This window comes from Brevibacterium permense (assembly GCF_025506275.1).
GTDB classification, from domain to species: Bacteria; Actinomycetota; Actinomycetes; order Actinomycetales; family Brevibacteriaceae; genus Brevibacterium; species Brevibacterium permense_A.
Window position 1 is genome coordinate 61,581 of record NZ_QYCP01000081.1, and the last position, 23,038, is coordinate 84,618.

A 23,038-nucleotide genomic window follows, 5' to 3' on the forward strand; every position below is an offset into this window, starting at 1 on the left:
GAGAGCATGAGCGGAGCAAAGAGCCGGGACGAACGGGCAGGCGAACCACGCTGGCGATACGGCGACCAGATCCTGTGGACCTACACCAACCCGGCGCACCCAGGACTGTACGACCAACGCCCCGTCACGGTCATCGCCGATGACGAGAACCACCTGGCCGTCTGGCTGGAGTCGGGGACGAGGATGCTCCATCATGTGCTCGCCGACGGCTCGGGAATCCGCACCGCTGACGGACCCGCCCGCTTCGGCGCCCCGCGGGCCCAGGGCCTCAAACGGTGGCAGGGACCGGGAATCGTCGCCGTCTTCCAACCGGGAGTCGACTATTCGGTGTGGTTCTTCGAGGACCGCACGGGACCGACCACCGAGGCAAACTCGCCCACCCCGGCCCGTCGCGACTCCTTCTACGTCAACCTCGAAGAGCCCTTCACCCGCTTCGACACGGGCGTCCTCACCTCCGACCACGTCCTCGACATCGTCGTCGATTCAGGTGGCATCTACCAGCTCAAGGACGAGGACGAACTCGAATTCGCGCGCGAAGCCGGAATGTTCTCCGACGCAAGCTGAGCCACCCGGAGAGCATTGGACCCACCCCTGAAACGACGATGGAGCGTCGAGGCAACGGTGCGTACACCGTCGTCTCGACGCTCCATCACCGCTCGGACGAATATCGCCCGCGGCAGCAAGTCCCCGCAGGGACTCAGTCAGTCAGCCACGTAGTACATGCGCTTGTTGACGAACTCGTCCATGCCGTAGGGGCCGAGCTCGCGGCCGAAACCCGAACGCTTCGTGCCGCCGAACGGGATCTCCGCGCCCTCACCGGCGGGGGTGTTGACGTTCGACATGCCGACGTCGAGGCGCTGAGCAAGCTTCGCGGCACGCTCCTCATCCTTGGCGAACACGGCACCACCGAGACCGAAGCGCGAGTCATTGGCCAGGGCCAGTGCTTCGTCATCGCTGCTGACCTTGTACACGGTGGCCACGGGCCCGAAGAGCTCTTCGCGGTAGGCGTCCATCTCCGAGGTGACTCCGGTGAGCACGGCCGGGGAGACATAGGCCGAGCCATCGGTGGCGAGCTCGCCGCCGACGAGGGTCGCACCCTGCTCGACGGCACGGTCGAGCTGCTTGCGCAGGTTCTCGGCGGCCGAACGCGAGGACAGGGGCGAGTACTTGCCGTCGCCCGCCTCGGCGGGGGTGCCCTTCTCCCAGGACTGGGCGCGCTCGGTCAGACCGGACACGAAGTCGTCGTAGATGTCGTCCATGACGATCATCCGCTTGTTCGCGTTGCAGACCTGGCCGGTGTTGTACAGGCGGGTGCCCCAGGCGGTGTCGACGGCCTCATCCATGTCATCGGTGTCGAGGACGATGTAGGGGTCGGAGCCGCCGAGCTCGAGCACGGCCTTCTTGAGGTATTTGCCCGCAGTCGCGGCCACGGCGGATCCTGCGCGCTCGGAACCGGTCAGGGACACGCCCTCGACGCGGTCGTCGGCGATGATCGTCTCGATCTGCTCATGCGTGGCGTAGATGTTGTTGTACACGCCCTCGGGGATGCCGGCTTCCTTCATGATCTCGGCGATCTTCGCCGAGGAGCGGGGGCAGATCTCCGCGTGCTTGAGGATGATCGTGTTGCCGAGCACGAGGTTCGGTGCGGCGAAGCGGGCGACCTGGTAATAGGGGAAGTTCCAGGGCATGATGCCCAGCAGCGGGCCGACGGGGCGGCGCTGGATGAAGGCCTTGCCGCCCGACATCGATTCGATCGGCTCATCGGCAGCGAATTTCGGTCCGTTGTCGGCGTAGTAGTTGAAGATCGCCTCGCAGAACTCGGCCTCTTCCTCACCTTCGGCGGTGGGCTTGCCCATCTCCTCGGCGATGATCTTCGCGAGTTCTTCCTTGCGCTCACCGAAGAGAGCGGCGACCTTGTTGACGACCTCGGCACGTTCCTCGATCGTCTTCTCACGCCATTCGAGGTAGCCCTTGTGCGCGGATTCGAGGACCTGCTGGACCTCTTCGTCGGTGGCATGGTCGAACTTCTCGACGACCTCACCGGTTGCCGGGTTCTCGACACGGTAGCCGCCTGCAGCACTGCCTACGTTGCTCATTCCAGACTCCTTTGACTTGTGTGCGCCTGTTGGCGCCGCTGAAGCAATTGCATACCTGATTGCCGCCCGAATCGACGGAATGCGTATGCCTGCCACCCACGCTATCAATACGTGACCCGCGCAACAAGTGCCGAAACCTGGGGGAATCCTCAGTCCCAGGTCGACCGTGATTCCCTCGCCGAGGCGGTGCGGATTCCGAACCGATCACGACGAAATCCGAACCGGACTCGCGACGAGAGAACCCCAGCTTCGATCGGGGACCACCCTCCTCGGCGAGAGGATCCGCTCCGGTCCCTGTTCATCGAACCAGAGGACCGAAACGGTTCACCTCGCGTCGCGAGAGCTCACCGTCCCACGAGGTCGAGTCCGGCGCGCACGATCGAGTCCGTGTCGATCCCGTGGATCTCATAGGCCTCCCCCACCGAGGATGCCTGGCCGAATTCGGTGACCCCGAGGTTCCGTGTGCGATCCCCGCGCACTCCGGACAGGAACGACAAGGTGTGCGGGTGTCCGTCGAGGACGGTGACCAAGGGTGCCGGATGCTCTGCGGGGAAGAGTTCGTCGGCGATGGCAGAGCGGATACTCGAGCGGACCTGCAACCGCTCCTGCATCGACCGGAACACCTTCGACGGGGAGCTCAGGCAGACGATTCCTGCCCGCACTCCCAGGGATTCCAGCCGGGCCGCCGCGGCGATCACCTCGGTCATGATGGCCCCTGCACCGACGAGGGTGACCTCATCCTCGGCGGCCGGTCTGGCGGAGAGCCGGTAGCCGCCGGCGATGACCTGGTCACGGCGACGTTCCCGCAGCAGCGGATCCTCGGGCACGCTCGCGAGTTCCTGGGCCACGGGCCTCGTCGTCAGCCGGAAGTAGGCGGAGTCGCCGTCCGGGTCGGCGAGTTCACGCAGCGCTTCGAGCAGGGTCCACTCGAGGTCCTGGGCGAAGGCCGGCTCCCAGCTCGTCAGGCCCGGGATCTCCAGAGTGACCGAAGGCGTGTTGAACGACTGGTGCGCCCCGCCTTCCGGAGCGAGCGACACACCCGAGGGCGTGCCGACCATGATCGAACGCCCACCCGCGTAGAGGCTGAAGGTCCAGGGCTCCAGGGCCCGGTTGATGAAGGGATCGTAGATCGTGGCGATCGGCAGCAGCGGCTGTCCCCAGCGCTGCCCGGTGGATCCGAGCTCCCCAGCCAATGAGACGAGATTGACCTCGGCGATGCCGAGCTCGATGTGCTGTCCGCTCGTGCCCTCCTGCCACCGCAGCACTCGTTCCCGATCATCGGAGAACCAGTCATGCCGGCCCGCCGGGGACCAGATCCCGGTCTTGTTGATCCATCCGCCGAGGTTCGTCGACGTCGCGACGTCCGGTGACAGGGTCACAACCCGCTGAGCCACCTCGGGGGCGACGTTCTTGAGGTCGGAGAGGAACCGACCGAGTGCGGCCTGCGTGGAGATCGTCGGCCGCGGAGTGAAGCCGAGTTCGGCAGGCACCTCGGCCACGGCATGACCGGCCACCGGCTCCCGTCGCAGCCGCTGCGCGGTCTCGGCACAGAACCGGCCGGCCGGGGTGTCCGGAGCGAAGGTGACCCACGGTTCATCGAGGTCCATCCCCGAGGCGGCCGCGAGTTCGCGCATCTGCGCTTCGGTCAGCTGCGCGGCATGGTTGCCGGGATGCCCCTCCGTGGCCAGCCCCTTGCCTTTGATCGTATAGGCGAAGACCACCGTCGGCCGGTCGTCGTCGATCGCGTCGAAAGTCGAGATGAGCTGGCCGAGGTCATGTCCGCCCAGATCACGGATGAGGGAGGCGAGACCGTCCGCGTCGAAGCCGTCGATGACCGCGGACAGGGCGGCCGCCTCGGTGTCGGTGAGCCCCGAGAGCAGCCGGTCGTGGATTTCGGACGGATGGGCGCGCAGCAGCCGCTGGTATTCGGGATTGGGCATCTGCACGAGCCTATTCTTGAGCACCTCACCGCCGGGGGCCGCGAACACGGCTTGGAGGCGGCGCCCCCACGGACAGGTGAGCACCTGCCAGCCGGCTGCGTCGAACATGCCCTGCAGTCGGCGGATCTGGACGTCGGGGATGACCCGGTCGAGCGACTGCCGGTTGAGATCGACGATCCACACGATCTCGCCGAGGCTGCGCACCTCCGGATCGATGATCGCCTCCCACACCGCGCCTTCGTCCATCTCCGCGTCCCCGAGAAGGGAATAGAACCGGCCGGCTTCCGGGGTCTCGGGGAACCGGTCGGAGACGTAGCGGTGGGACAGCGCCGCCCAGATCGGGGCGGTCGCGCCGATGCCCACGGATCCGGTCGAGAAGTCCACCGTGTCCGGGTCCTTCGTCCGCGACGGGTAGGGCTGGAGTCCCCCGCGGCTGCGCAGCGAATCGAGGAATTCCTCGCCGAGGTCGCCGAGCAGATAGTTGATCGCATGGAGGACGGGAGAGGCATGCGGTTTGACCGAGACGCGGTCGATCGAGCGCAGTCGCGTGAACCACAGCGCCGTCATGATCCCGGTCATCGAGGCCGAGGAAGACTGGTGGCCGCCGACCTTGACCCCGTCCGGGTTCGTCCGCCCCCGGTTGGCGCGGTCGATGATCGAGGTTGCCAACCACAGCACCCGCTGGGCAATCTCGTCGAGGACCCCCTCATCGCCGGAGGCCGAGGCCCGCAGCGGACGGTCGTTCGTCCCCGGCGGGCTGACCTGCAGGGAAGTCTCGAATTGGTGGCGGTCCGGTTCCTGAGCCGTCGGCTCCTGCGCGGTCGTCATCGTCAGAAGATCGACGAGTAGGCGTTGAGCGCGAGCTGTCCGCCGAGGTGGGCGTAGAGGACGGTGGAATCCTTGCCGATCGTTCCGTCGCCGACGAGGTCGAGGAGCCCGGCCATCGACTTGCCCTCGTAGACGGGGTCGAGGATGACGCCTTCGAGACGGGCGGTGGTGCGGATCGCGCTCACGGTCGACTCGTCGGGGATGCCGTAGGCCGGTCCCTCCCAACCGGTGCGGATATCGACGTCGTCATCGGTGATCTCACGCCCGAGGCCGATGAGTTCGGCAGTGGTGTTCGCGATCCTCTTCACCTGGTCGCGGGTCTTCTCGATCGTGGCCGAGGCATCGATGCCGATGACCTTGCGGGGACGTCCGCCGGCGGCTTCGAGGGCCGCGAAGCCCGCGATCATTCCGGCGTGCGTCGAGCCGGTCACGGTGCACACGACGATGGTGTCGAAGAAGACGCCGAGCTCCTTCTCCTGTTCGGCGACCTCATACGCCCAGTTCGCAAAGCCCAGTCCGCCGAACTTGTGTTCGGAGGCGCCGGCCGGGATCGGGTAGGGCTTGCCGCCGGATTCTTCGACCTCGGCCAGGGCGTTCTCCCAGCTCGAGCGGATGCCGATGTCGAATCCGGCCGAGTCGAGGCGGACGTCGGCACCCATGATGCGCGAGAGTTCGATATTGCCGACCTTGTCGTTGACCGGGTCCTCCCAGTCGACCCAGCGTTCCTGCACAAGGCGTGCCTTCAGTCCAAGGTGAGCGGCGACGGCTGCGACCTGGCGGGTGTGGTTGGACTGGTAGCCGCCGATGGACACGAGCGTGTCCGCGCCGGAGGCGAGGATGTCGGGGACGATGTACTCGAGCTTGCGGGTCTTGTTGCCGCCGAAGGCGAGTCCGGAGTTGACGTCTTCCCGTTTGGCCCAGACCCGGGCCCCGCCGAGGTGGTCGCTCAGTCGCGGGAGCTCGTGCACTGGGCTCGGCCCGAAGGTGAGTGGGTAGCGTTCGAAGTCGGTGATGGCCATGATGTCCTCTGTTCTCTGAAGCGTTCGCTTCGGGGCGATCGCTCTCTCGTGCGATGTGTCCTGGATCGCATCCAGTGATATGCAATATATTGCATTCTGCTGATGGTTACAATGGGTCAGAGTTCGAGTCCCATCCCGCGGGACGAGACCTACCCACTCAGAGACAAGGTGACCGAGCGTGCCGATCCCCACGGATTCCCCCGCCCCGCAGCGCAGCCTGCTGCGCGATGACGTCTATCGGTCGATCCGCGACGCTATCGTCCGCGGCCAGCTCGCCCCGGGGGAACAGCTGCGCGATCAGGAGCTCGGCGCCTGGCTCCAGGTCTCCAGAACTCCCGTGCGCGAGGCGCTTCAACGGTTGGCGCAGGCCGGACTCGTCGTCGCGGAGCCGGGCCGGATGACGCGCGTGGCCCCAGAAGATCCCGAGCTCATCCTCGCGGCCCGGCAGATCGCCGCCGAACTCCACGGCCTGGCGATCGACCTCGCCTTCCCGGCTCTCGACGAGGCGGCTCTGAATGAGATGGGGCAGGCGAACGACCGTTTGGGTGCGGCCCTCGCGGCCGGCGACGCCGAGGCGGCGATTGCGGCCGATGACGACTTCCACGAGGTGGCCCTCACCCGATCCGGCAATCCCCTCATTCCCGATCACCTCGAGGTCGTCACCGCCACTCTGCGCCGAGCGGAGTTCCTGCACTTCGAATCGGTGAAAGGATCAGCCTCACCGGAGCAGCACACCGAGATCATCACCGCCGTCCGTGCCGGTGAGCATGCGCATGCCGTCGCACTGACGAAGGCGAACTGGTCGACCATCGAAGGGGATTCGCCGCAGACGACCTGAGTCGAACACCTTCCGGCTCCGGATTCCGGATCGGCAACACCACGGCCTCCTCGACGACGCCACCGTCATAGCCAACTCATTTAGTCATCTGATGACTTGTGCTAGAGTCCTCACCACGATCACCGACGATCAAAGGACTGACGATGTCATCAATGACGAAACGCAGCACGATCACTCTGCTCGCGGCCGCCGCAAGCCTTGCCCTGCTGACGGGCACCGCGGGACCAGCAACGGGCACCGGCGCGAAGGCATCGCCGATGCCGGCCGCCCCGTCGGCCGGCTGCGGCACAGAGCAGAAGCCGGGCAACGACGAGAGGACGATCTCCACGGAAGACGGCGAGCGCAGTTATCGGATCAACATCCCGCGCGACTACGAGATCGCGACTCCCCTGCCGCTCGTCCTCGGATTCCACGGCAACGGGTCCGACGGTGCCGAATTCCAGAACTACACGGGGCTGCCGACCCTGCCCACGATCACCGTCTTCCCCGACGGTGACGAAGGCGACGGCAAACGCTCCTGGCAGGGCGCCCCGTATGCCAGCGGCGCCGATGACGTCGCGTTCGTCGCCGAGCTGCTCGATTCGATCGAATCCGAGCACTGCATCGACCTCAATCGGGTCTATGCCACAGGCAAGTCGAACGGCGGCGGCATGGTCTCCGTCCTCGCTTGTCACCTGCGCGATCGCTTCTCCGCCTTCGCCCCCGTCGCAGGCGCCTACTATCCGCAGTCGACAGAGGGCTGCGATTACTCGACGCCCACACCGATGCTCGCGATCCACGGCACCGGGGACGCGACGATGCACTTCGAGGGCGGCCACCGCCAAGGCGAGGACTACCCGGGAGTCCGCGAATGGATCCAACCCTGGGCGGAGGCCTCCGGCTGCACGAGAACGAAGGAACGCCAGGTCGGACGCAGGGGCGAAGACGTGGTGCGCATTCAGTGGACGCGGTGCCAAACGGAAGGCGGAGCGGGAAGCCGCGCGGTCGGCAAGTCCGGCGAGAGGTCCGCCGCAGTCGAGCTCTACTCCGTCGCCGACGGCGGTCACGTCTGGCCGGGTGAGGTCGTCTACAGCGGAGGCGGATACGTCACGAAGGACTTCTCGGCCACGGAAGCGGTCTGGGACTTCTTCTACAGCCACCCGGGAGCAACGCAGGGGCCCGCCCAGAAGTGACCAACTGGATCCGCCCCGAAAGTGACCGTTGACACACATCACTCAAAGTGATTAGATGACTTAAACACTTGAAGGAGAGCACCATGCCGTCCACCGCCGGACTCGTCGAACGCCTCACACGTGAAATCGTCGACACCATCCGCACCGAGAACCTCCAGCCCGGGCAGACCCTGCCCTCCGCGAAGGTCCTCGCCGCACGCTTCGAGGTCACCGTGCCCACCGTCCGAGAGGCACTGCGCCGGCTCGAAGCGACGGGCTCGGTCGAACTCAAGCACGGATCGGGCACCTACGTCCGCGAAGCGATCAACCGCCGCATCCTCGACAACCCGCACTATGTGCCCGTCGATCTCGCCGCGGCCGTCGAACTCCTCGACGCTCGCATCGCCATCGAGCCCGGAATCGCCGAGCTCGCAGCGACCGTCCAGGAACCTGACGCCGTGTCCTCCATGGAGTCGGCACTCGACAATGCCCTCCAGGTCGAGACCGCGGTACCGGCCGGTCATTTCCACGTCGAACTCGCTCGCGCCTCAGGCAACCGCGCTCTGCACGAGATGCTCGTGTCCCTGCTGGCCATCCACTCCCGCACCCAGCAGGCGGCGCGCACGAGCTACGACAGACTGCGCGACCACGACGAACACGCGGACATCCTCGATGCGATCCGTCGCGGCGACGGCTTCGAAGCCTCCCACCGCACCCGCAAGCACCTCGAGGCCATCAAGACCGCCGTCCTCGCCGGCTGGGCCGACGAAGAAGGACCCCAGCGATGAGCCGCCCGACGATCTCCGAGATCCGCCCGCATATCCGCGAGTACGCCGAACTCACATCTTTGGAGGTCGAACTCGCGAAGGACCGAAACAGCCTGCTCGTCCTTCCCGTCGGCGCCTGCGAACAGCACGGCGACGGACTGCCCCTGGGCACCGACAACATCCGCGCCGCCCACGTCGCACGCGCTGTCGTCGACCGGCTCCGCAACAGCGCCAACGGGGATCAGGTTCGAGCGGGCAGCGCCTTCGTCCTGCCGAGCATCGACTACGGCGTCTCCCCACACCACCGCTTCCTGCCAGGCACGATCAACATCGGCCCGCAGCTGTTCATCGACCTCGTCTCCTCGATCGTGCGTCAGCTCGCCGATGCCGGCTTCGACAGACTCCTCGTCATCACCGGTCACGGCGGCAACCTCGCCGCGCTCGGCGTGATCCAACAGTCCCTGCTCGCCACCCATCCGGACTTCGTCTTCGCCTATGCTCCGGTCTCCGCCTTGGCCACGGAGGCGACCGCCCAGCTGCCGCGCACCGAGGTCAGCGGCCACTGCGGAGAGTCCGAGACCTCGCAGATGCTCGCCATCGACGAATCCCTCGTCGACTCAGGCCACCTCAACCCCGGCGCCACCCGGCTCGACGATCTCGACCCACGTGCCCGGCTCTCACGAACAAAATCACCGTCAACAGCGGTGACATTCGACCGCTACGCCGACAACGGCGTCCTCGGCGATCCACGGACTGCCACGGCCTCGGCCGGGGAGGACATCCTCGGCGAGGTCGTCGACCGACTCGTCGCCTACTGTCAGGAGCTGCAGAGACTGTGACGCCCGCTTCTCACTGACCGGCCGCCCGGCCCGCACCCCACCACAGATCACCCGATTCCAGCGCCGTAATCACCATGCCCTGGTGGACCCTGCCCGAAGGACCTGACTGGACTCTCAGGAGCTCACAATGAAACCGACCCAGACCACCGATACTCCGCAGACCGACGAGCAGGAGAAGCTTCCGCTGGTCATCCGCGCCCTCAACGTCATCGAAGTCGTCGGCAACAAGCTGCCGAACCCCTTCTGGCTGTTCTGGATCCTCGCGGCCATCCTCGCCGTGTTCAGCCTCGTCCTCTCCCTCGCCGGCGCGGGAGTCGAGGATCCCGGCACCGGGGACTGGACCCCGGTGAACAATCTGCTCAGCGGCGACGGCATCGCCATGGCCGTGAACACCGCGCTCGACGCCTATGAGACCTTCCCACCGCTCATCACGATCATGGTCGTCATCATGGGCGTGGCCCTGGCCGAACGCACCGGTCTGCTGTCAACGGCGATGAAAGTCTCGATCGCCCGCGTCCCGGCCGGACTCATCGTCTTCACGGTCGCGTTCATGGGCACGGTCTCCCACGTCGCCTCGGCGACGGCCTATGTCATCCTCGTCCCGCTCGGCGGAATGGTCTTCAAGGCCGTGGGCCGTTCCCCCGTCCTCGGCGTCATCGTCGCCTACACCTCGATCGCCTCCGGCTACGACGCCAGCCCGATCCCGACACCCAACGATGCGATCTTCGCGGGCATCACGACCGCCGCAGCGAACATCATCGACCCCGACTACATCGTCACTCCGATCGGCAACTGGTACTTCAACATCGCCAGCTCCATCCTGCTGGCCATCGTCATCACGATCGTCACCGAGCTCGTGCTCATGAAGCGCGACAACCTCGAAGCCGACGAAGATGCCGAACACGAAGACCTCGTCATCACCGACAAGGAGCACAAGGCCCTGCGCCTGGCCATGTTCGCCGTCATCGCTGCGATCATCGCCATCGTCGTCCTCGTCGTCCCAGACGGTGCGCCGCTGCGTGGTGACGGCCCCTTCGGCGAGTCCCCGTTCCTCACCGGAATCGCCTTCCTCATCGCCATGCTCTTCGGCATCGGCGGCATCGTCTACGGCTTCCGCGAGGGCACGATCGAGACCTGGTCGGACGTCCCGAAGCTCATGGGTCAGGGGCTCGCCTCGATCTCCGGTGTCCTCGTCCTCTTCTTCGCCATCGCCCAGTTCCTCGAGTACTTCGAGTGGACGAACATCGGCATGCTCGTCTCGGTCTCCGTGTCCGAACTCTTCACCGGCCTCGGCCTGCCGACGTGGGTGGTGTTCATCCTCGTCCTGCTCGTGCTCTCCATCGTCAACGTGCTCATCACCTCCGGTTCGGCGATGTGGGCGATCATGGCCCCGGTCATCGTGCCGCTGCTCATGCTCCTCGAGGTTCCGCCGGAGACCTCGCAGGCGATCTTCCGCATCGCCGACTCAGGGTCGACGGCCATCACCCCGATGAGCCCGTACTTCATCCTCGCGCTCGGCTTCATGCAGAAGTATCAGGAGAGTGCCGGCATCGGCACGCTCGCCTCTCACACCCTGCCCTTGGCCGTGTGCATGACGATCAGCTGGAGCATGCTGTTCTTCCTGTGGTGGGGTCTGGGCATTCCGCTCGGTCCCGATGCGCCGGTGCGCTGACCGCATCCGCCGGCGATCCGGCGCGGAAGTGCCCGGACTCCGCGGATCATCGCCCTGCGTGCGGCTCTCGCCGAAGAGTTTTGAAAGTTTTGTTCACGCACACCTCCCACGCGGATTCCACCGCCCGCGACGGATCCCCCGGGGCGCTTGGAGTGATTGAGCTCACACGGAAGACGGCTCCGAGTACGCAACCTGACCTGCAAGGATGATGAGCCTCAGGTGCCGACCGGGCCACCTTGGACCGGCCCGCTCAACCGCCTGGACGCTGTCCCGGGAAGGCGCCGTCGATTTAGGATGTTGACGCTCAAACTTCACCCGCGATACTGTCTGGTAACACCCCGTAGTAACTTACGTCACATGCCGATGCCGACCATGCCGTCGGTGGTCAAGGAGGATCAATGAAGTTCCGCAATCCCAGCCTCATCCGCAGGCTCGTCTCATCCCATGCCGGTCGCATCGCCATGGTCGCAATTCCCACGGGGGTCGTCTCAGCAATGCTCATGGGCGGGGTGGCCCAGGGCGCGGTGCCGGTGTCGTTCGCCATTTCCGGCACTCAGTTCAAGATCTCCTCGACGCAGCTCGAGGGAACCGGCTTCTCCCAGTACAGCGGAGTCGCCAAGGACGCCGAGGGCGGCAAGCACGCCGTCGTCACCGCGAACATCAAGGATGCGACCCTGGAGAACCTCTGCCAGTCGGCAGTCCAGGAAACCCCCCTTGGCAAGGTCGGCATCCTCATCAAGGCGGGCGGCAAGGGCACCCCCGCCTCGGCGAAGGATCTGCAGATCGGCATGACCGGGCTCAAGGGCGATGCGGAATTCAAGAACATCCGGATCGGCGTCGATGCCTCCGACGTCAACACGAAGGAAAAGGGCAGCAAGGGCGACTTCTCGCAGGACGCCGACACCGTCGACATCAAGGACCTCAAGCAGGATTCCTGGTCGACCACGGCCTCGGTCTTCACCCTCAAGGACATGTCGCTGAAGCTCACCGACGGATCTGAGCAGTGCGACTGATGAGGGACTCAGCAGCCAACGGGCAGCCGACCGATGAACGGGGGGCCGCCGAACAGGAGGACACCGTGCAGAAGACGAGCCTGCTTGCGCTGTCCCGGCGGAGTCGACGCGCCAACGAACAGAGCGACCTCTCCGAATCCGGCGTCGAGACGGCAGAATTCGCCGCCCCGACATCGGAGACGGGGGATGTTGACAACAGCGAGGGAGCCGAGATGACCGAAGGCGCCGAGACGAAGCGCCAGGGGTTCAAGCACTGGCGTCGGCAGCGTCCCTTCATCGGAGGCGTGCTTGCCGTCCTCGGCGGAATCGAGCTGTTCTTCTCCGGTCAGCTGGACCTCGGCAATATGCAGATCCAGTTCGGCATCGAGGGTCTGCAGGCGACGGTCGTTCCGATCGCCATCGTCGTCCTCGCTCTGCTGTCGATCTTCCGTCCGACGCATCATGTGTTCTACGGGATCATCGCTCTCGTCCTCGCAGTCTATTCACTCATCGGAGTGAACCTCGGCGGGTTCATCATCGGCATGCTGCTGTCCACCATCGGCGCGATCCTGATCGTCGCATGGATGGGACCGCGCGGGCCGAAGGAGTCCGAAGCTGCTGAGGGGGAGACTGCATGAGGGCACCCAGCCGCCGCACGGCCTCAATCCTCGCGGCAGCTGTCCTGATCCTCCCGACGACTCTCGGGGCAGGTTCGGTGGCAGCCGCCCATTCGTCACCGTTGTGCTCACTCGTGGGCACCTGCGATGACGAGGACTCCGCCAAGGCCAAGGACTCCTCGCCTGCGGGAAGCCTGTCGCCCGGAATGCCGGTGAAACCCAGTGATCCACCGACGTCGGACCCCTCGCTGCCCGCACCGGGCCCCACGGATGAACCGAGCGAGGACCCGACGGAGGAACCGTCCGACGAACCTACGGACCCGGGTGGTCTGGGACTCGATGAGCCCAGCGACGACCCGACCGAGGACGAGGATGAGGACTCGGAGGAAGAGGGCAACGGCGAGTTCCCGTCCGATGCACAGATGGATGAGAACGCGCCGGTCTTCACGGAGACTCCGGCCGCAATGGGCTCGGAGGCCCTTTCGTTCAAAGGGCTGAAGAGCATCTCCTTCGTCTCAGTGCCCACCGCTGACGGCGGGTCCATCGTGGTGCTGAAGATCCAGGCCGATGAGATCAAGATCACCGGCTTCTCACTCACGGTTCGACCCCCCGAAGAGCACGAAGGGCTGGTGACGAAGGCCGACACGATGACGCTCAGTGGCGATGTCACTACGTACATCGGGTCGATCACCGCCACGACGAAGGACGGAAAGTCGCTGACCATCGGGCCAGAGACCCCTCCGCCCATGGATGACGTCAAGCCCGGACTGCTGCGCGTGACGATGGGGCTCGTCGGATCCACCGCTGACTCGATCGCCTACTCGAACACCGATCAGAAACTCAAGGAAGTCGAAGACTGATCGTGCGATGAGACAGTGAGCCCGCCGAGGCGGAAAGACCCGAAGGCCGCGGACTCAGTCCGCGGCCTTCTCGCGTTCCCGCTTCTTCCGACGCAGGGTATCGCGCACTTCACGAAGCTTGTCGCGTTTGCGCCTGCGCCCCGCCTCGGCGGCCCTGATCTGCTCCGGGGTGGGCTCATGGTCGCCCATCCCGACCTGGAGCTCGACGGGACTGATCTCCCGCATGACGCCGACATCGATCTTCGTGCGCAGCCGCAGGATCTCGAGGCGGAGGATGCGGGCCAGGAAGTAGATGCCGAGCAGATTCGGGAATGCCATGAGGAAGAAGATCGCATCAGAGAAGGCGATGACCGAATCGAGCGACATCGAGGCGCCGACGATGACGGCGAGGATCCAGAACACCTGGTAGGCCTTGTCAGCGAACTTCGAGTTCTTCGTCAGATACCCCAGCGCCTGCTGACCGTAGTATCCGTAGGCGAGGATCGTCGAGAAGGCGAAGAGCACCACTGCGACGGTGAGCAGGATCGGGAACCAGCCCGACACTGTGGCGAACGCCTGCGCCGTCAGGCCGATACCGTCCTCGGTGCTCTCGGAATAGAGACCTGTGGTGATGATCGCCAGCGAGGTCAGGGTGCAGATGATGACGGAGTCGATGAGGGGCTCCCACATCGCCACGAATCCTTCCGTGGCAGGCTTCGTCGTCTTCGACGCGGCATGGGCCATACCGGCCGATCCGATGCCGGCCGCGTTGGAGAACAGCGCCCGCTGGATGCCGACGATCGCCACGCCCACGGCACCTCCGGCGACTCCGCTGGGGCTGAAGGCCCCGGTGAACATGAGGGCGAAGGCGTGAGGGATCTGCCCGGCGTTGAGGACGAGGATGATGACGATCGAGACGAAGTAGAGGATCGCCATGAGGGGAGTCAGCTTCGAGGTCCACTGTCCGATCTTCTTGATCCCGCCGAGGATGACCAGGGCGGTGAGCGCGGCGATGATCGCACCGATGAGCCATAGTTTGTCGGCGAAGAAGCTCGACTCGCTGCCCGTGGCGTCAACGATGATCGCGGCCGCCTGATTCGCCTGGAACAGGTTGCCGGCGCCGATGACACCGAGCACGGCGGTGAGGGCATAGAACCCGGCGAGGAACTTCCCGAGCTTGGGCCGACCGATCTCGGCGAGCCCCGCCCGCAGGTAGTACATGGGACCGCCGGAGACGCTGCCGTCGTCATTGATCTGTCGGTATTTCACTCCGAGGGTCGCCTCGGCCATCTTCACGGTCATGGCGAAGAAGCCGAAGATGATGATCCACAGGGCGGCACCAGGGCCGCCGATGGTGATCGCCACAGCCACGCCCGCGATATTGCCCAGCCCGACGGTGCCAGAGAGTTCGGTGGCGAGCGCCTGGAAGCTCGAGACCTGGCCCGGGTCGGTCTTACGGGTGAAGCGGCCGCGGATGATTCCGACGGAGTAGCGGAGTCCGGTGATCGGCTGGAAACGGAGGTAGAAAGTGAGGAAGACGGCTGCGGCCATGAGCCACACGACGATGAGCGGGATCCCGAGCGAGCCGATCTGCAGTTCGAAGAAGACGATGTTGCTGAAGGTCTGCGCCGCGGGTCCGAGGAAGGATTCGATGGCCTCGTCGACTCCGGCGGCGGCGAGGTCGGGCTCGACGGCGGTCTGGGTGAGATGTTCAGTTGTGAAAGTCATATCTGCGGGTGCGAGATTGCCGTTCGTCCGGAGGGTTGGTCCGGGACCGGCACCCGTGATCAACCTAACAATCGCCAAGCCTTTTTTCAGCTTTCGCTCAGATAAAGGTCTCTGTTCACAGGGTTCTCACATGGTCATCCGCGACACCGAGGATCGGTTCCGCACCGAGCGCCTGCTCTCCAGGAATTCCACGAAGGACCGAGCCAACCGCCGACCGTTGTCGACGAGGGCTGAGTCGTGAGCCTCGACCTCGGCGATGATCGAGTCCTCGGTCTTGCCGGCGGGCAGGGCGAGATCATTGCCGTCCAGCCAGCGAGCGATCTGCGTGGCATCGGTCTCCGGATGGAACTGGGTGCCCCACGCGAATTCTCCGAGGCGGAAGGCCTGGACCGGAGCATCGGAGCCGGTCACAAGCAGTTCTGCCCCGGTGGGCAGCGCCATCTCCTCCTGGTGGAACAGCACGGACGGCAGACTCCGACCGGCCAGTGATCCGAAGACGGGGTCGGAGTCCCCCGCCGAGGTGGCGCTGAGTTCGTAGGTCCCGATCTGCGGGTGCGCCCGGCGGGTGATCGGAGCATCGCCTGCGACGGCGAGCATCTCCCCGCCGAGGCAGATGTTGAGACTGGGGAATTCCCCGCCGATCGACCGGCGAAGCAGGTCTCTGACCTCGGGAAACCACGGATTGTCCAGATCCTCAGTGGGTCCGGCGGATCCGCCGAGGACGATCAGCGCATCGAACGAGTCGCGTTCCGGGATCGCCTCACCGAGGTACGGGCGGGTCACCACCACCTCGGCGCCGGCGTCGACCAGCCACTCACCGAACCGCTGCGGTCCGGTGCCACGTTCGTGTTCGATGGCGAGGATGCGCACTCGGCGCGGGGAATCACTGCTCATGCCACCATTGTCACCCACCAGTCGGAACTCCTGAGGCAGCGCGGCCCCTGTTCCGGCCGGCCGGTCCCGGCGTCCGCGCCGATCAGCGCGACAGCGAAGTCGCCTCGGCGGCACCGGTCTCAGCCTTATCTGCGACGACCTTCTTCCGCAGGGCGAGGAAGAACAGGACGAGGCCGAGCTGCGTGAACTCACCGGAGGGGAAATCGTTGGTCTTGGTGAACTCGCGGTAGAACAGTCCCGAGAGGACGCCGATGATCATGTACGTGAGAGCTGCATTGAATATCTTCTTCGTGCTTCCACTTCATCAGTGCGCGGGCGCGGTTTCCTGACCCCACAGGATTGAATTGCATCCCCAACTTTCGATTGATGTTCCATCACACAGGGGCCTGAGGTCCCGAATATCGGATCCGGAGCTCGTGATCCCGCTAGCCTGGAGGCATGGCCATGGAGATTCTGCTCGCGACGATCGAGCGTCTCGCCGGCGGCAGGAAAGCCGGAATCGTCGTGCCCTCGGACGGCCTCGAGCAGCCGAGGACGAAACGCGCCTTCACGTGGATCACCTGGCTGCTCGTGTTCGAACTCATACTCGGCTTCGGAGCCGTGGTCTACGCGGTGCTCATCGCCAGGGCCGGCGAACCGGTGCCGTTCGCCGTGTGGATGCGCACGATCGTCGTCCTCGGCATGACCGTGACCCTCTTCTACTTCTTCTGGCGCGCAACGAAGGGCTTCTACTGGGGATACCAGCGCCTGCGCCTGTTCACGCAGATCTTCCCCGTCATCACCCTCGTCATGGCCGCGATCCCCGGCCTCTACCCGGTCTGGATGATCACCGAGCAGATCGTGTTCAGCCTGGTCATGATCGGCGTCGGCGACTTCCTCACCGGCGACCACCTGCGCGAGGTGTTCCGCAAGCCCGAGGACTGAGCCGCCGGCTGCCTATATGTGCCCAAGGCGCGGACGGCTCCGATTCAGGATCGCCGAGGCGACCGCCGCCCCAGATCTCATCCCGCAACGAGGCGGCGCGCCTCCTCCTGATGCGCAGCGATGAGCGCTTCTTTGTCGAGCGCGTGCCCGTCCGCGCCGATGGCGTGGCCGTCGACGACCCGCCATTGACCGCCGACCATCACGCGATCGGCCTTCTCTGCACCGCAGAGGACGAGCGCGGGGATCGGGTCGTGCGATCCGGAGAAAGCGAGGCCGTCGAGGCGGAACATTGCGAGGTCGGCCTGTTTGCCGACCTCGATGGTGCCGAGATCGCCGCGCCCGAGTGCCGCCGCCGATCCCTTCGTCGCCCAGTCGAGGACGCGGCCGCAGGTGACCGCCTCGGCGCCGTAGCGCAGACGTTGGATGTAGAGCGCCTGCCGGACCTCGCGGATGAGGTTCGAGGCGTCATTCGACGCGGATCCGTCGACACCGAGTCCGACGTTTACTCCGGCGTCCTCGAGTTCGACGGCGCGGGCGATCCCCGAGGCCAGCCGCATGTTCGAAGTCGGGCAGTGCGCGACGGAAACACCGGCCGCGCCGAGGCGGCCGATCTCCGAATCGTCGAAGTGCACACCGTGCGCCAACCAGGTCCGTTCCCCCAGCCAGCCGACGGATTCGAGGTAGTCGACGGTGCGCAGGCCGAAGGTCTCGCGGCAGAAGTCCTCTTCATCGATGGTCTCGGCCAGGTGGGTGTGGAGGCGGACATCCAGTTCCGCAGCGAGTGCGGCGGATTCGCGCATGAGCTCGGTGGTCACAGAGAACGGGGAGCACGGGGCGAAGCCGATCTGGATCTGAGCGCCGGGCCCTCGCTGGTGGTAGGTCTCGACGAGGCGACGGGAATCGTCGAGGATGACCTCCGAGTCCTGGACGGTCTGCTGAGGGGGCAGTCCGCCGTCGTCCTCGCCCAGGGACATCGACCCGCGGGTGAGCATGGCGCGCATGCCGAGTCTCCGGACGACGTCGACCTGGATGTCGATGGCCTCGTCCATGCCGGTGGGGAACAGGTAGTGGTGGTCGGCGGCAGTCGTGCATCCGGATTCGAGGAGCTCGGCCATCGCCACGGTCGTGGCGAGTTCGAGCGCGTGCGGTGTCAGTCTGGCCCAGACCGGGTAGAGGTTCTGCAGCCACCCGAACAGCGGCAGGTCGGCGACGGGCGCCCATGCTCGGGTCAGTGTCTGGTAGAAGTGATGATGCGTATTGATCAGCCCGGGAGTGATGACATGCGCTGAGGCGTCGATGACTTCGAGGGCAGCCGTGTCACCGGCGGCTCCGCCGGCCCCGGATGAGGTGGGTTCGCCACCGGCGGGAACGAGTTCCACGATAGTTCCCGTGACTGGGTCGATGACGATTCCCCGCGCCGCCCGGTTCGGATCGACGCCGGCACCGAGGTGGACGGCCAGCGGATCGCGCAGCCACAGTCGCGCGGTCGATGTGTTCCCGGAAGCCGGGGAGTTCCTCGGCAGCGGGGAGTTCCTCGATGCGCGGTCTCCTGTAGTCAGTGAGCTTGCTGCAGCCGCGAAGCTTCCTGGTGCCGAGAAACTCTCTGCTGACGGTGTGCCGGTTCCATTGATGTCGGTCATCGTGTCGCCTTTCACTCTTGAACCGTGCGCGTCGAGCGCGCACTATTGGTCAGTGGCGACAGAACTGGGGCTGACGCCACCAGCTCAGGTTTTCCGGCGTCTGCTGCTCCGCCGGTCGGTATCCCATCCGGGATCCCCGACTGTACCCACCTATCGGCGAGACGGTACGATGATCCAAGACCATCGAACTGAGCGAACGTTCAGTAGATCGTCGAGGGATGAGTACGCGACTGCCGTGAACTCTAACATGTGCCACGGGTCACTAAAATGGCTTGCGGCGAAAATGGTATTCCTTTAGAGTTTTGCGATAAGGAAATTTCCTTTCGCATAACGGAATTATGCAACCGATCCCTCGGTCATCTGATGCCCGCTCGCACGCTACACCGGCCACTGAGGTCGGTCAGTCACAGTGAGGCCATCGCCCGAGGACGCACTCAACGGAGAGATAGATGTCGGTATCCCATCAGTCACCCAGCAACGACCGCAAGTCCGCGGTCGCGAGCAAGCCGGCCCGCCCGGAGGACGAACGGCTTCCCGTCGGCAGTTCCTTCGCCTACGGTCTGCAGCACGTGCTCACCATGTACGGCGGAATCATCGCCGTTCCCCTCATCATCGGCAATGCCGCCGGTCTCGACGGCAACGGCATCAGCCTCCTCATCGCCTCCTGTCTGTTCATGGGCGGTCTGGCCACGATCCTGCAGTCGGTCGGTGTGCCGTTCTTCGGCTCGCAGCTGCCGCTGGTCCAGGGTGTCTCGTTCGCCGGCGTTGCGACGATGACGTCCATTCTGGCCGGCGGCGACGGTCTGCCTGCGGTCTTCGGATCGGTGCTGGTCGCCTCGGTGATCGGCCTGATCGTCGCCCCGGCCTTCGCGCTCATCGTGAAGTTCTTCCCTCCGGTGGTCACCGGCACGGTCATCACCACGATCGGTCTGTCACTCATGCCCGTAGCTGCAGGCTGGGCCATGGGCGGGGACGCCGAGGCCGCCGATTACGGCAGCATGCGCAATATCCTGATCGCCGTGGTCACCTTGGCCATCGTGCTCATCCTCAGCCGGATTCCCGTCGCGGTGATCTCCCGCCTGTCGATTCTGCTGGCCATCGTCATCGGCACCATCGGCTGCCTCATCTTCGGTTGGGCCGATTTCTCCCATGTGCTCGATCGCGGTGTCTTCGCGTTCCCCGAGCCGTTCGCCTTCGGTATGCCGACATTCTCGGCCGCGGCGATCATCTCGATGTTCATCGTCATCATCGTCACCTTCGCCGAGACGACTGCGGACATCATCGCCGTCGGAGAGATCGTCGATACGAAGGTCGATTCCAAGCGCATCGCTTCAGGCCTGCGCGCTGACATGCTGTCGTCGGCGGTCTCGCCGATCTTCAACTCCTTCACCCAGTCGGCATTTGCGCAGAACGTCGGCCTGGTGGCGATCACCGGCGTGAAATCGCGCTTCGTCGTCACTGCCGGTGGTGCGATCCTCGTCGTCCTCGGCCTGCTGCCCGTGATGGGCGGGGTCATCGCAGCGGTGCCGACTCCGGTTCTCGGCGGTGCGGGCATCGTCCTGTTCGGCACGGTCGCCGCGTCGGGCATCCGCACGCTGTCGAAGGTCGAGTACGAGGGCAACCTCAATATGATCATCGTGGCGGTCTCGCTGGCCTTCGGCATCATCCCGGTCGTCGAGCCCGATTTCTACAACGCCTTCCCGGATTGGGTCGGCATCATCCTCCACTCAGGCATCTCCTCGGCCACTCTCATGGCCGTGCTGCTCAACCTCGTCTTCAACCACATCGGTGCGAAGTCGAAGGACCGTTCTGATCGGTCGGTCTTCGTGGCCGGCACCGGACGAGTCATCCGCAAGGAAGAGCTGCAGCGTCTCATCGACAACGAAGCCATCCTCTATGAAGGCGATACCGTCAAAGACGGCAAGATCGTCGATTGCAACGGAGAAGAGGTTCCGGTCGTCACCGAGGAGCAGCACGAGAAGGTCGTCGACGCCGCTCAGAAGGGCGAGGTGCGCACCCAGGAAGATGTCCGCCGCCTCCTCGCCGAGGACGGTAACTGAGGCCAGTTACGCCAACTGGACCCGGATACACCGAACGGGCCCCGGCCGCCGTCTGCGAAGGCACGCGACCGGGGCCTCGTGCGATTTCGGGCTGCAGTCAGATCGGACCCGCCGTGAGATCGAGCCCGCCGTCAGAACGGGGGCGGATCTCCGGAGTCCCAATAGTCGTTCCACGGCGGCTCCCGGCCAGCCGTCGGGGCACACTTGTCCCCTCGTTCCGGACTGGGCGATGGATCTGCGACCTCACGATGAGAGGCCGAGTTCAGCTGCCCGTCACACTCGTGACTGCCCGAGTCATCGACCGCAAAGCAGTCGGGAATGCTGTCGGAAGTCACTTCACCGTCGTCGGAGATCCGCTCGCCAAGCAGATTCGGCAGTTGGGCGCAGTTCTCCACCTGTCGAGCATGCTCGGCATTGATCGGGTTGTCCGGTGGATACATTGTTGCGACGACTCCGCGGGTGAAGGAGTACTCCACAGCCCCGTCCTCGGTCATTCGGACCGCGAACCTGCGGTCGGTCTTCGCCTGGTGGTCGGGTTTGCACAGCGGATGGAGGTTCTCGAAGGTCGTCTGACCGCCTCGGGCCGGATCGGCTTGGTCGAAGGGAATGATGTGATCGACTTCCGAGGTCTCCGCTCGTCGGGTGCACCCCGGAGCAGTGCAGGACTGCCATCTGCTGACCAGGGGAGCACGAACTTCTGCCGGGATGTAGTAGCTGCGCGAGCGGGCATCGATCGGCGTCCCGGTGGCGGGATCGGTGAGGATCCGGTGCCAAGTGGGGCTCCCGCCCGCCAGAGCCCGTGCCGCGTCGGGCGGCACCGGGGTGCCGTCGGAGAACGTCCCCGGGAGCTCCGACTTTCCCACCGCGGTGAGATACGGAACCGTCACCATCATCTTCGACTGCTCTCGCACCCACTGTCCGTGGGTGGGCATGACGAGCTTGATGGTGGTCTTCACGTCGATTCCGGTGCTGGCGGCCGCTTCCGCTTCACGCCGTGCAGTGTGCGCGGTGCGATCGACCGCGGCTGCAGTGATCGGAGCCGTGGGGTCGGATTCGTCGGCAGTCCCGAGAGCGATCTCGTTGGTGGTGGTCTCACCTGTCATGGTGTCGTGCGTCGTCACGGTGATGCTCATCTGCGGGGTCGCTCGAGTGGCGATGTCGAACATGAGGGCGGCGATGCTGTCCTGGTCGGCGACCTCGAGGCCAGCGGTGCTCTCTTCGGTGAGCGCCGAGATGTTGCCGTTGCGGATCGCTCGGGCGAATGCTTCGATGCGCAGGTAGAAGGCGTTGAGTTCCACTGCGGGTCCGGACAGGGTCACCGAAGCGGTGCCGTCAGGATAGGTCATGATGTCGACCCGGCGACGCTTCTCGGCCAGTTCGGTCCGGTCGTCGACAGGGACGAGTGCCGCGATCTTGAGGTTGAGCGACCTCTTGAAGGTCTCCATAGTGATATCGGCACGGCGGCCGCCCAGGTAGGCATCGAGACGGGGCAGATACTCGAAGGCGACGTCTTTGATGGCACGGGTCGCTGCAAGTACGTGTTCGATCGTGAACTCACCGGCGAGGCAGCGCTGCAGGAACTTCGGCAGTCCGAACGCCAGCGTGACTGCGTTCGTGATCTCGTTGTAGGCACCGTTGCTCGTCGAGCCGAGGACCGTGGTCAGCTCGGCGATCTCTTCGCGCGAGGAAAGGTCGTGGACCCAGCTGTTGAAGGATTTGTGCAATCCGAACTTGGGGAAGTTCGGAAGCGGGGCTGCCGGCTGATCCAGTGGTTGCTCGACGATGCTCTCCTCGGTTTCGCCGTCGTCGGTGGCAGCGCCGGTGGAGGAATCAGCGTCATCAGACCCGTCGACAGTGCAGTCTTCGAGAACGAAGCCGGTGGAGGTCCACGGGTCCACGAAGTCGTCCTCCTCGGGCTGCAGTCCGTCACGTGCCGTGATGAAGCGGCCAGCCGTTTCGGTGAACGTTGCGTGATAGTAGATCTTGTCGCCTTCGGCGTAACGGAGCTTCTCAATGACTTCGGTCAGAAACAGACCCGCGACGGCCTGGAATTCGGCGAGCCGAACTCCCGTGCTCAAATGAGCCAGACTGACGACCACGGCCATCGGCGAATCGGGGTCGACGTCGAGACGGCGGGGTGAGTCGGGGCCGATCAGAGGAACCTGTGGTGAAGAAGAGAGGTCCGCCGATGTCG

The 23,038-nt window shown here is 65.1% G+C and carries 19 protein-coding genes; 11 read left to right on the forward strand and 8 right to left on the reverse strand.

Translation table 11 applies throughout. From position 1 onward, the window contains the following. Positions 1 to 6 precede the first annotated feature (6 nt). Positions 7 to 564: a DUF402 domain-containing protein gene (locus D3I60_RS06590; RefSeq protein WP_262775340.1), complete on the forward strand. Its 558-nt coding sequence runs from the start codon at positions 7 to 9 to the stop codon at positions 562 to 564. Positions 565 to 701: 137 nt separating this feature from the next. On the opposite strand, the gene D3I60_RS06595 is transcribed toward D3I60_RS06590, so the two are convergent. From D3I60_RS06595 to D3I60_RS06605, 3 genes are all read right to left on the reverse strand, one after another. Further along, positions 702 to 2,096, reverse strand: coding sequence for an NAD-dependent succinate-semialdehyde dehydrogenase (locus D3I60_RS06595; protein WP_262775341.1), 1,395 nt, complete (start codon positions 2,094 to 2,096; stop codon positions 702 to 704). Between the two features lie 344 nt (positions 2,097 to 2,440). Continuing rightward, positions 2,441 to 4,864 carry a transketolase-like TK C-terminal-containing protein gene (locus tag D3I60_RS06600; protein WP_262775342.1) on the reverse strand — a complete coding sequence of 808 codons (2,424 nt, stop codon included), beginning with the start codon at positions 4,862 to 4,864 and terminating at the stop codon, positions 2,441 to 2,443. A 2-nt stretch (positions 4,865 to 4,866) separates the two neighbouring features. Continuing rightward, complete coding sequence (locus tag D3I60_RS06605; RefSeq protein ID WP_262775343.1) at positions 4,867 to 5,883, reverse strand: 1-aminocyclopropane-1-carboxylate deaminase; 1,017 nt, start codon at positions 5,881 to 5,883, stop codon at positions 4,867 to 4,869. A 178-nt stretch (positions 5,884 to 6,061) separates the two neighbouring features. Here D3I60_RS06605 and D3I60_RS06610 point away from each other — a divergent pair, with 178 nt between their 5' ends. From D3I60_RS06610 to D3I60_RS06645, 8 genes are all read left to right on the forward strand, one after another. Next, entirely contained in the window at positions 6,062 to 6,721 is a 660-nt protein-coding gene (locus tag D3I60_RS06610; RefSeq protein ID WP_262775344.1) for a GntR family transcriptional regulator, read from the forward strand. Between the two features lie 143 nt (positions 6,722 to 6,864). Then, positions 6,865 to 7,893, forward strand: coding sequence for an alpha/beta hydrolase family esterase (locus D3I60_RS06615; RefSeq protein WP_262775345.1), 1,029 nt, complete (start codon positions 6,865 to 6,867; stop codon positions 7,891 to 7,893). Between the two features lie 83 nt (positions 7,894 to 7,976). Next, the gene (locus D3I60_RS06620) at positions 7,977 to 8,660 is read left to right on the forward strand and encodes a FadR/GntR family transcriptional regulator (RefSeq protein ID WP_262775346.1); all 684 of its coding nucleotides are present in this window, start codon (positions 7,977 to 7,979) and stop codon (positions 8,658 to 8,660) included. Further along, entirely contained in the window at positions 8,657 to 9,478 is an 822-nt protein-coding gene (locus D3I60_RS06625) for a creatininase family protein (protein ID WP_262775347.1), read from the forward strand. Before D3I60_RS06620 ends, D3I60_RS06625 begins: the two co-directional genes overlap by 4 nt. 127 nt (positions 9,479 to 9,605) lie before the next feature. Further along, the gene (locus D3I60_RS06630) at positions 9,606 to 11,150 is read left to right on the forward strand and encodes an AbgT family transporter (protein WP_262775348.1); all 1,545 of its coding nucleotides are present in this window, start codon (positions 9,606 to 9,608) and stop codon (positions 11,148 to 11,150) included. A 398-nt stretch (positions 11,151 to 11,548) separates the two neighbouring features. Continuing rightward, the gene (locus tag D3I60_RS06635; RefSeq protein WP_262775349.1) at positions 11,549 to 12,163 is read left to right on the forward strand and encodes a DUF6230 family protein; all 615 of its coding nucleotides are present in this window, start codon (positions 11,549 to 11,551) and stop codon (positions 12,161 to 12,163) included. Further along, complete coding sequence (locus D3I60_RS06640) at positions 12,163 to 12,780, forward strand: DUF6114 domain-containing protein (protein ID WP_262775350.1); 618 nt, start codon at positions 12,163 to 12,165, stop codon at positions 12,778 to 12,780. The genes D3I60_RS06635 and D3I60_RS06640 overlap by 1 nt, the downstream gene beginning before the upstream one ends. Further along, complete coding sequence (locus D3I60_RS06645; RefSeq protein ID WP_262775351.1) at positions 12,777 to 13,619, forward strand: hypothetical protein; 843 nt, start codon at positions 12,777 to 12,779, stop codon at positions 13,617 to 13,619. The genes D3I60_RS06640 and D3I60_RS06645 overlap by 4 nt, the downstream gene beginning before the upstream one ends. Positions 13,620 to 13,673: 54 nt before the next feature. Here the strand turns inward: D3I60_RS06645 and D3I60_RS06650 are convergent, their stop codons facing one another. The 3 genes from D3I60_RS06650 to D3I60_RS19150 all read right to left on the reverse strand — a co-directional run bounded on the left by D3I60_RS06650 (position 13,674) and on the right by D3I60_RS19150 (position 16,503). Further along, positions 13,674 to 15,326: an alanine/glycine:cation symporter family protein gene (locus tag D3I60_RS06650; RefSeq protein ID WP_262775352.1), complete on the reverse strand. Its 1,653-nt coding sequence runs from the start codon at positions 15,324 to 15,326 to the stop codon at positions 13,674 to 13,676. A gap of 126 nt (positions 15,327 to 15,452) precedes the next feature. Beyond that, a complete protein-coding gene (locus D3I60_RS06655) occupies positions 15,453 to 16,220 on the reverse strand; it encodes a type 1 glutamine amidotransferase (RefSeq protein ID WP_262775353.1) in 768 nt (255 codons plus the stop codon). A gap of 82 nt (positions 16,221 to 16,302) precedes the next feature. Next, positions 16,303 to 16,503 carry a DUF2871 family protein gene (locus D3I60_RS19150; RefSeq protein ID WP_346659555.1) on the reverse strand — a complete coding sequence of 67 codons (201 nt, stop codon included), beginning with the start codon at positions 16,501 to 16,503 and terminating at the stop codon, positions 16,303 to 16,305. 155 nt (positions 16,504 to 16,658) lie between these two features. Here D3I60_RS19150 and D3I60_RS06665 point away from each other — a divergent pair, with 155 nt between their 5' ends. After that, on the forward strand, positions 16,659 to 17,144 hold the full coding sequence (locus D3I60_RS06665) for a hypothetical protein (protein ID WP_262775354.1): 486 nt from the start codon (positions 16,659 to 16,661) through the stop codon (positions 17,142 to 17,144). Between the two features lie 77 nt (positions 17,145 to 17,221). On the opposite strand, the gene D3I60_RS06670 is transcribed toward D3I60_RS06665, so the two are convergent. Then, positions 17,222 to 18,784, reverse strand: a complete 1,563-nt coding sequence (locus D3I60_RS06670; RefSeq protein WP_262775355.1) for an 8-oxoguanine deaminase — start codon at positions 18,782 to 18,784, stop codon at positions 17,222 to 17,224. A gap of 449 nt (positions 18,785 to 19,233) precedes the next feature. Between D3I60_RS06670 and D3I60_RS06675 the strand changes: the two genes are divergently transcribed. Beyond that, the gene (locus D3I60_RS06675) at positions 19,234 to 20,844 is read left to right on the forward strand and encodes a nucleobase:cation symporter-2 family protein (RefSeq protein ID WP_262775356.1); all 1,611 of its coding nucleotides are present in this window, start codon (positions 19,234 to 19,236) and stop codon (positions 20,842 to 20,844) included. Between the two features lie 131 nt (positions 20,845 to 20,975). Here the strand turns inward: D3I60_RS06675 and D3I60_RS06680 are convergent, their stop codons facing one another. Next, positions 20,976 to 22,922 carry an HNH endonuclease signature motif containing protein gene (locus D3I60_RS06680; protein ID WP_262775357.1) on the reverse strand — a complete coding sequence of 649 codons (1,947 nt, stop codon included), beginning with the start codon at positions 22,920 to 22,922 and terminating at the stop codon, positions 20,976 to 20,978. Positions 22,923 to 23,038: the final 116 nt, after the last annotated feature.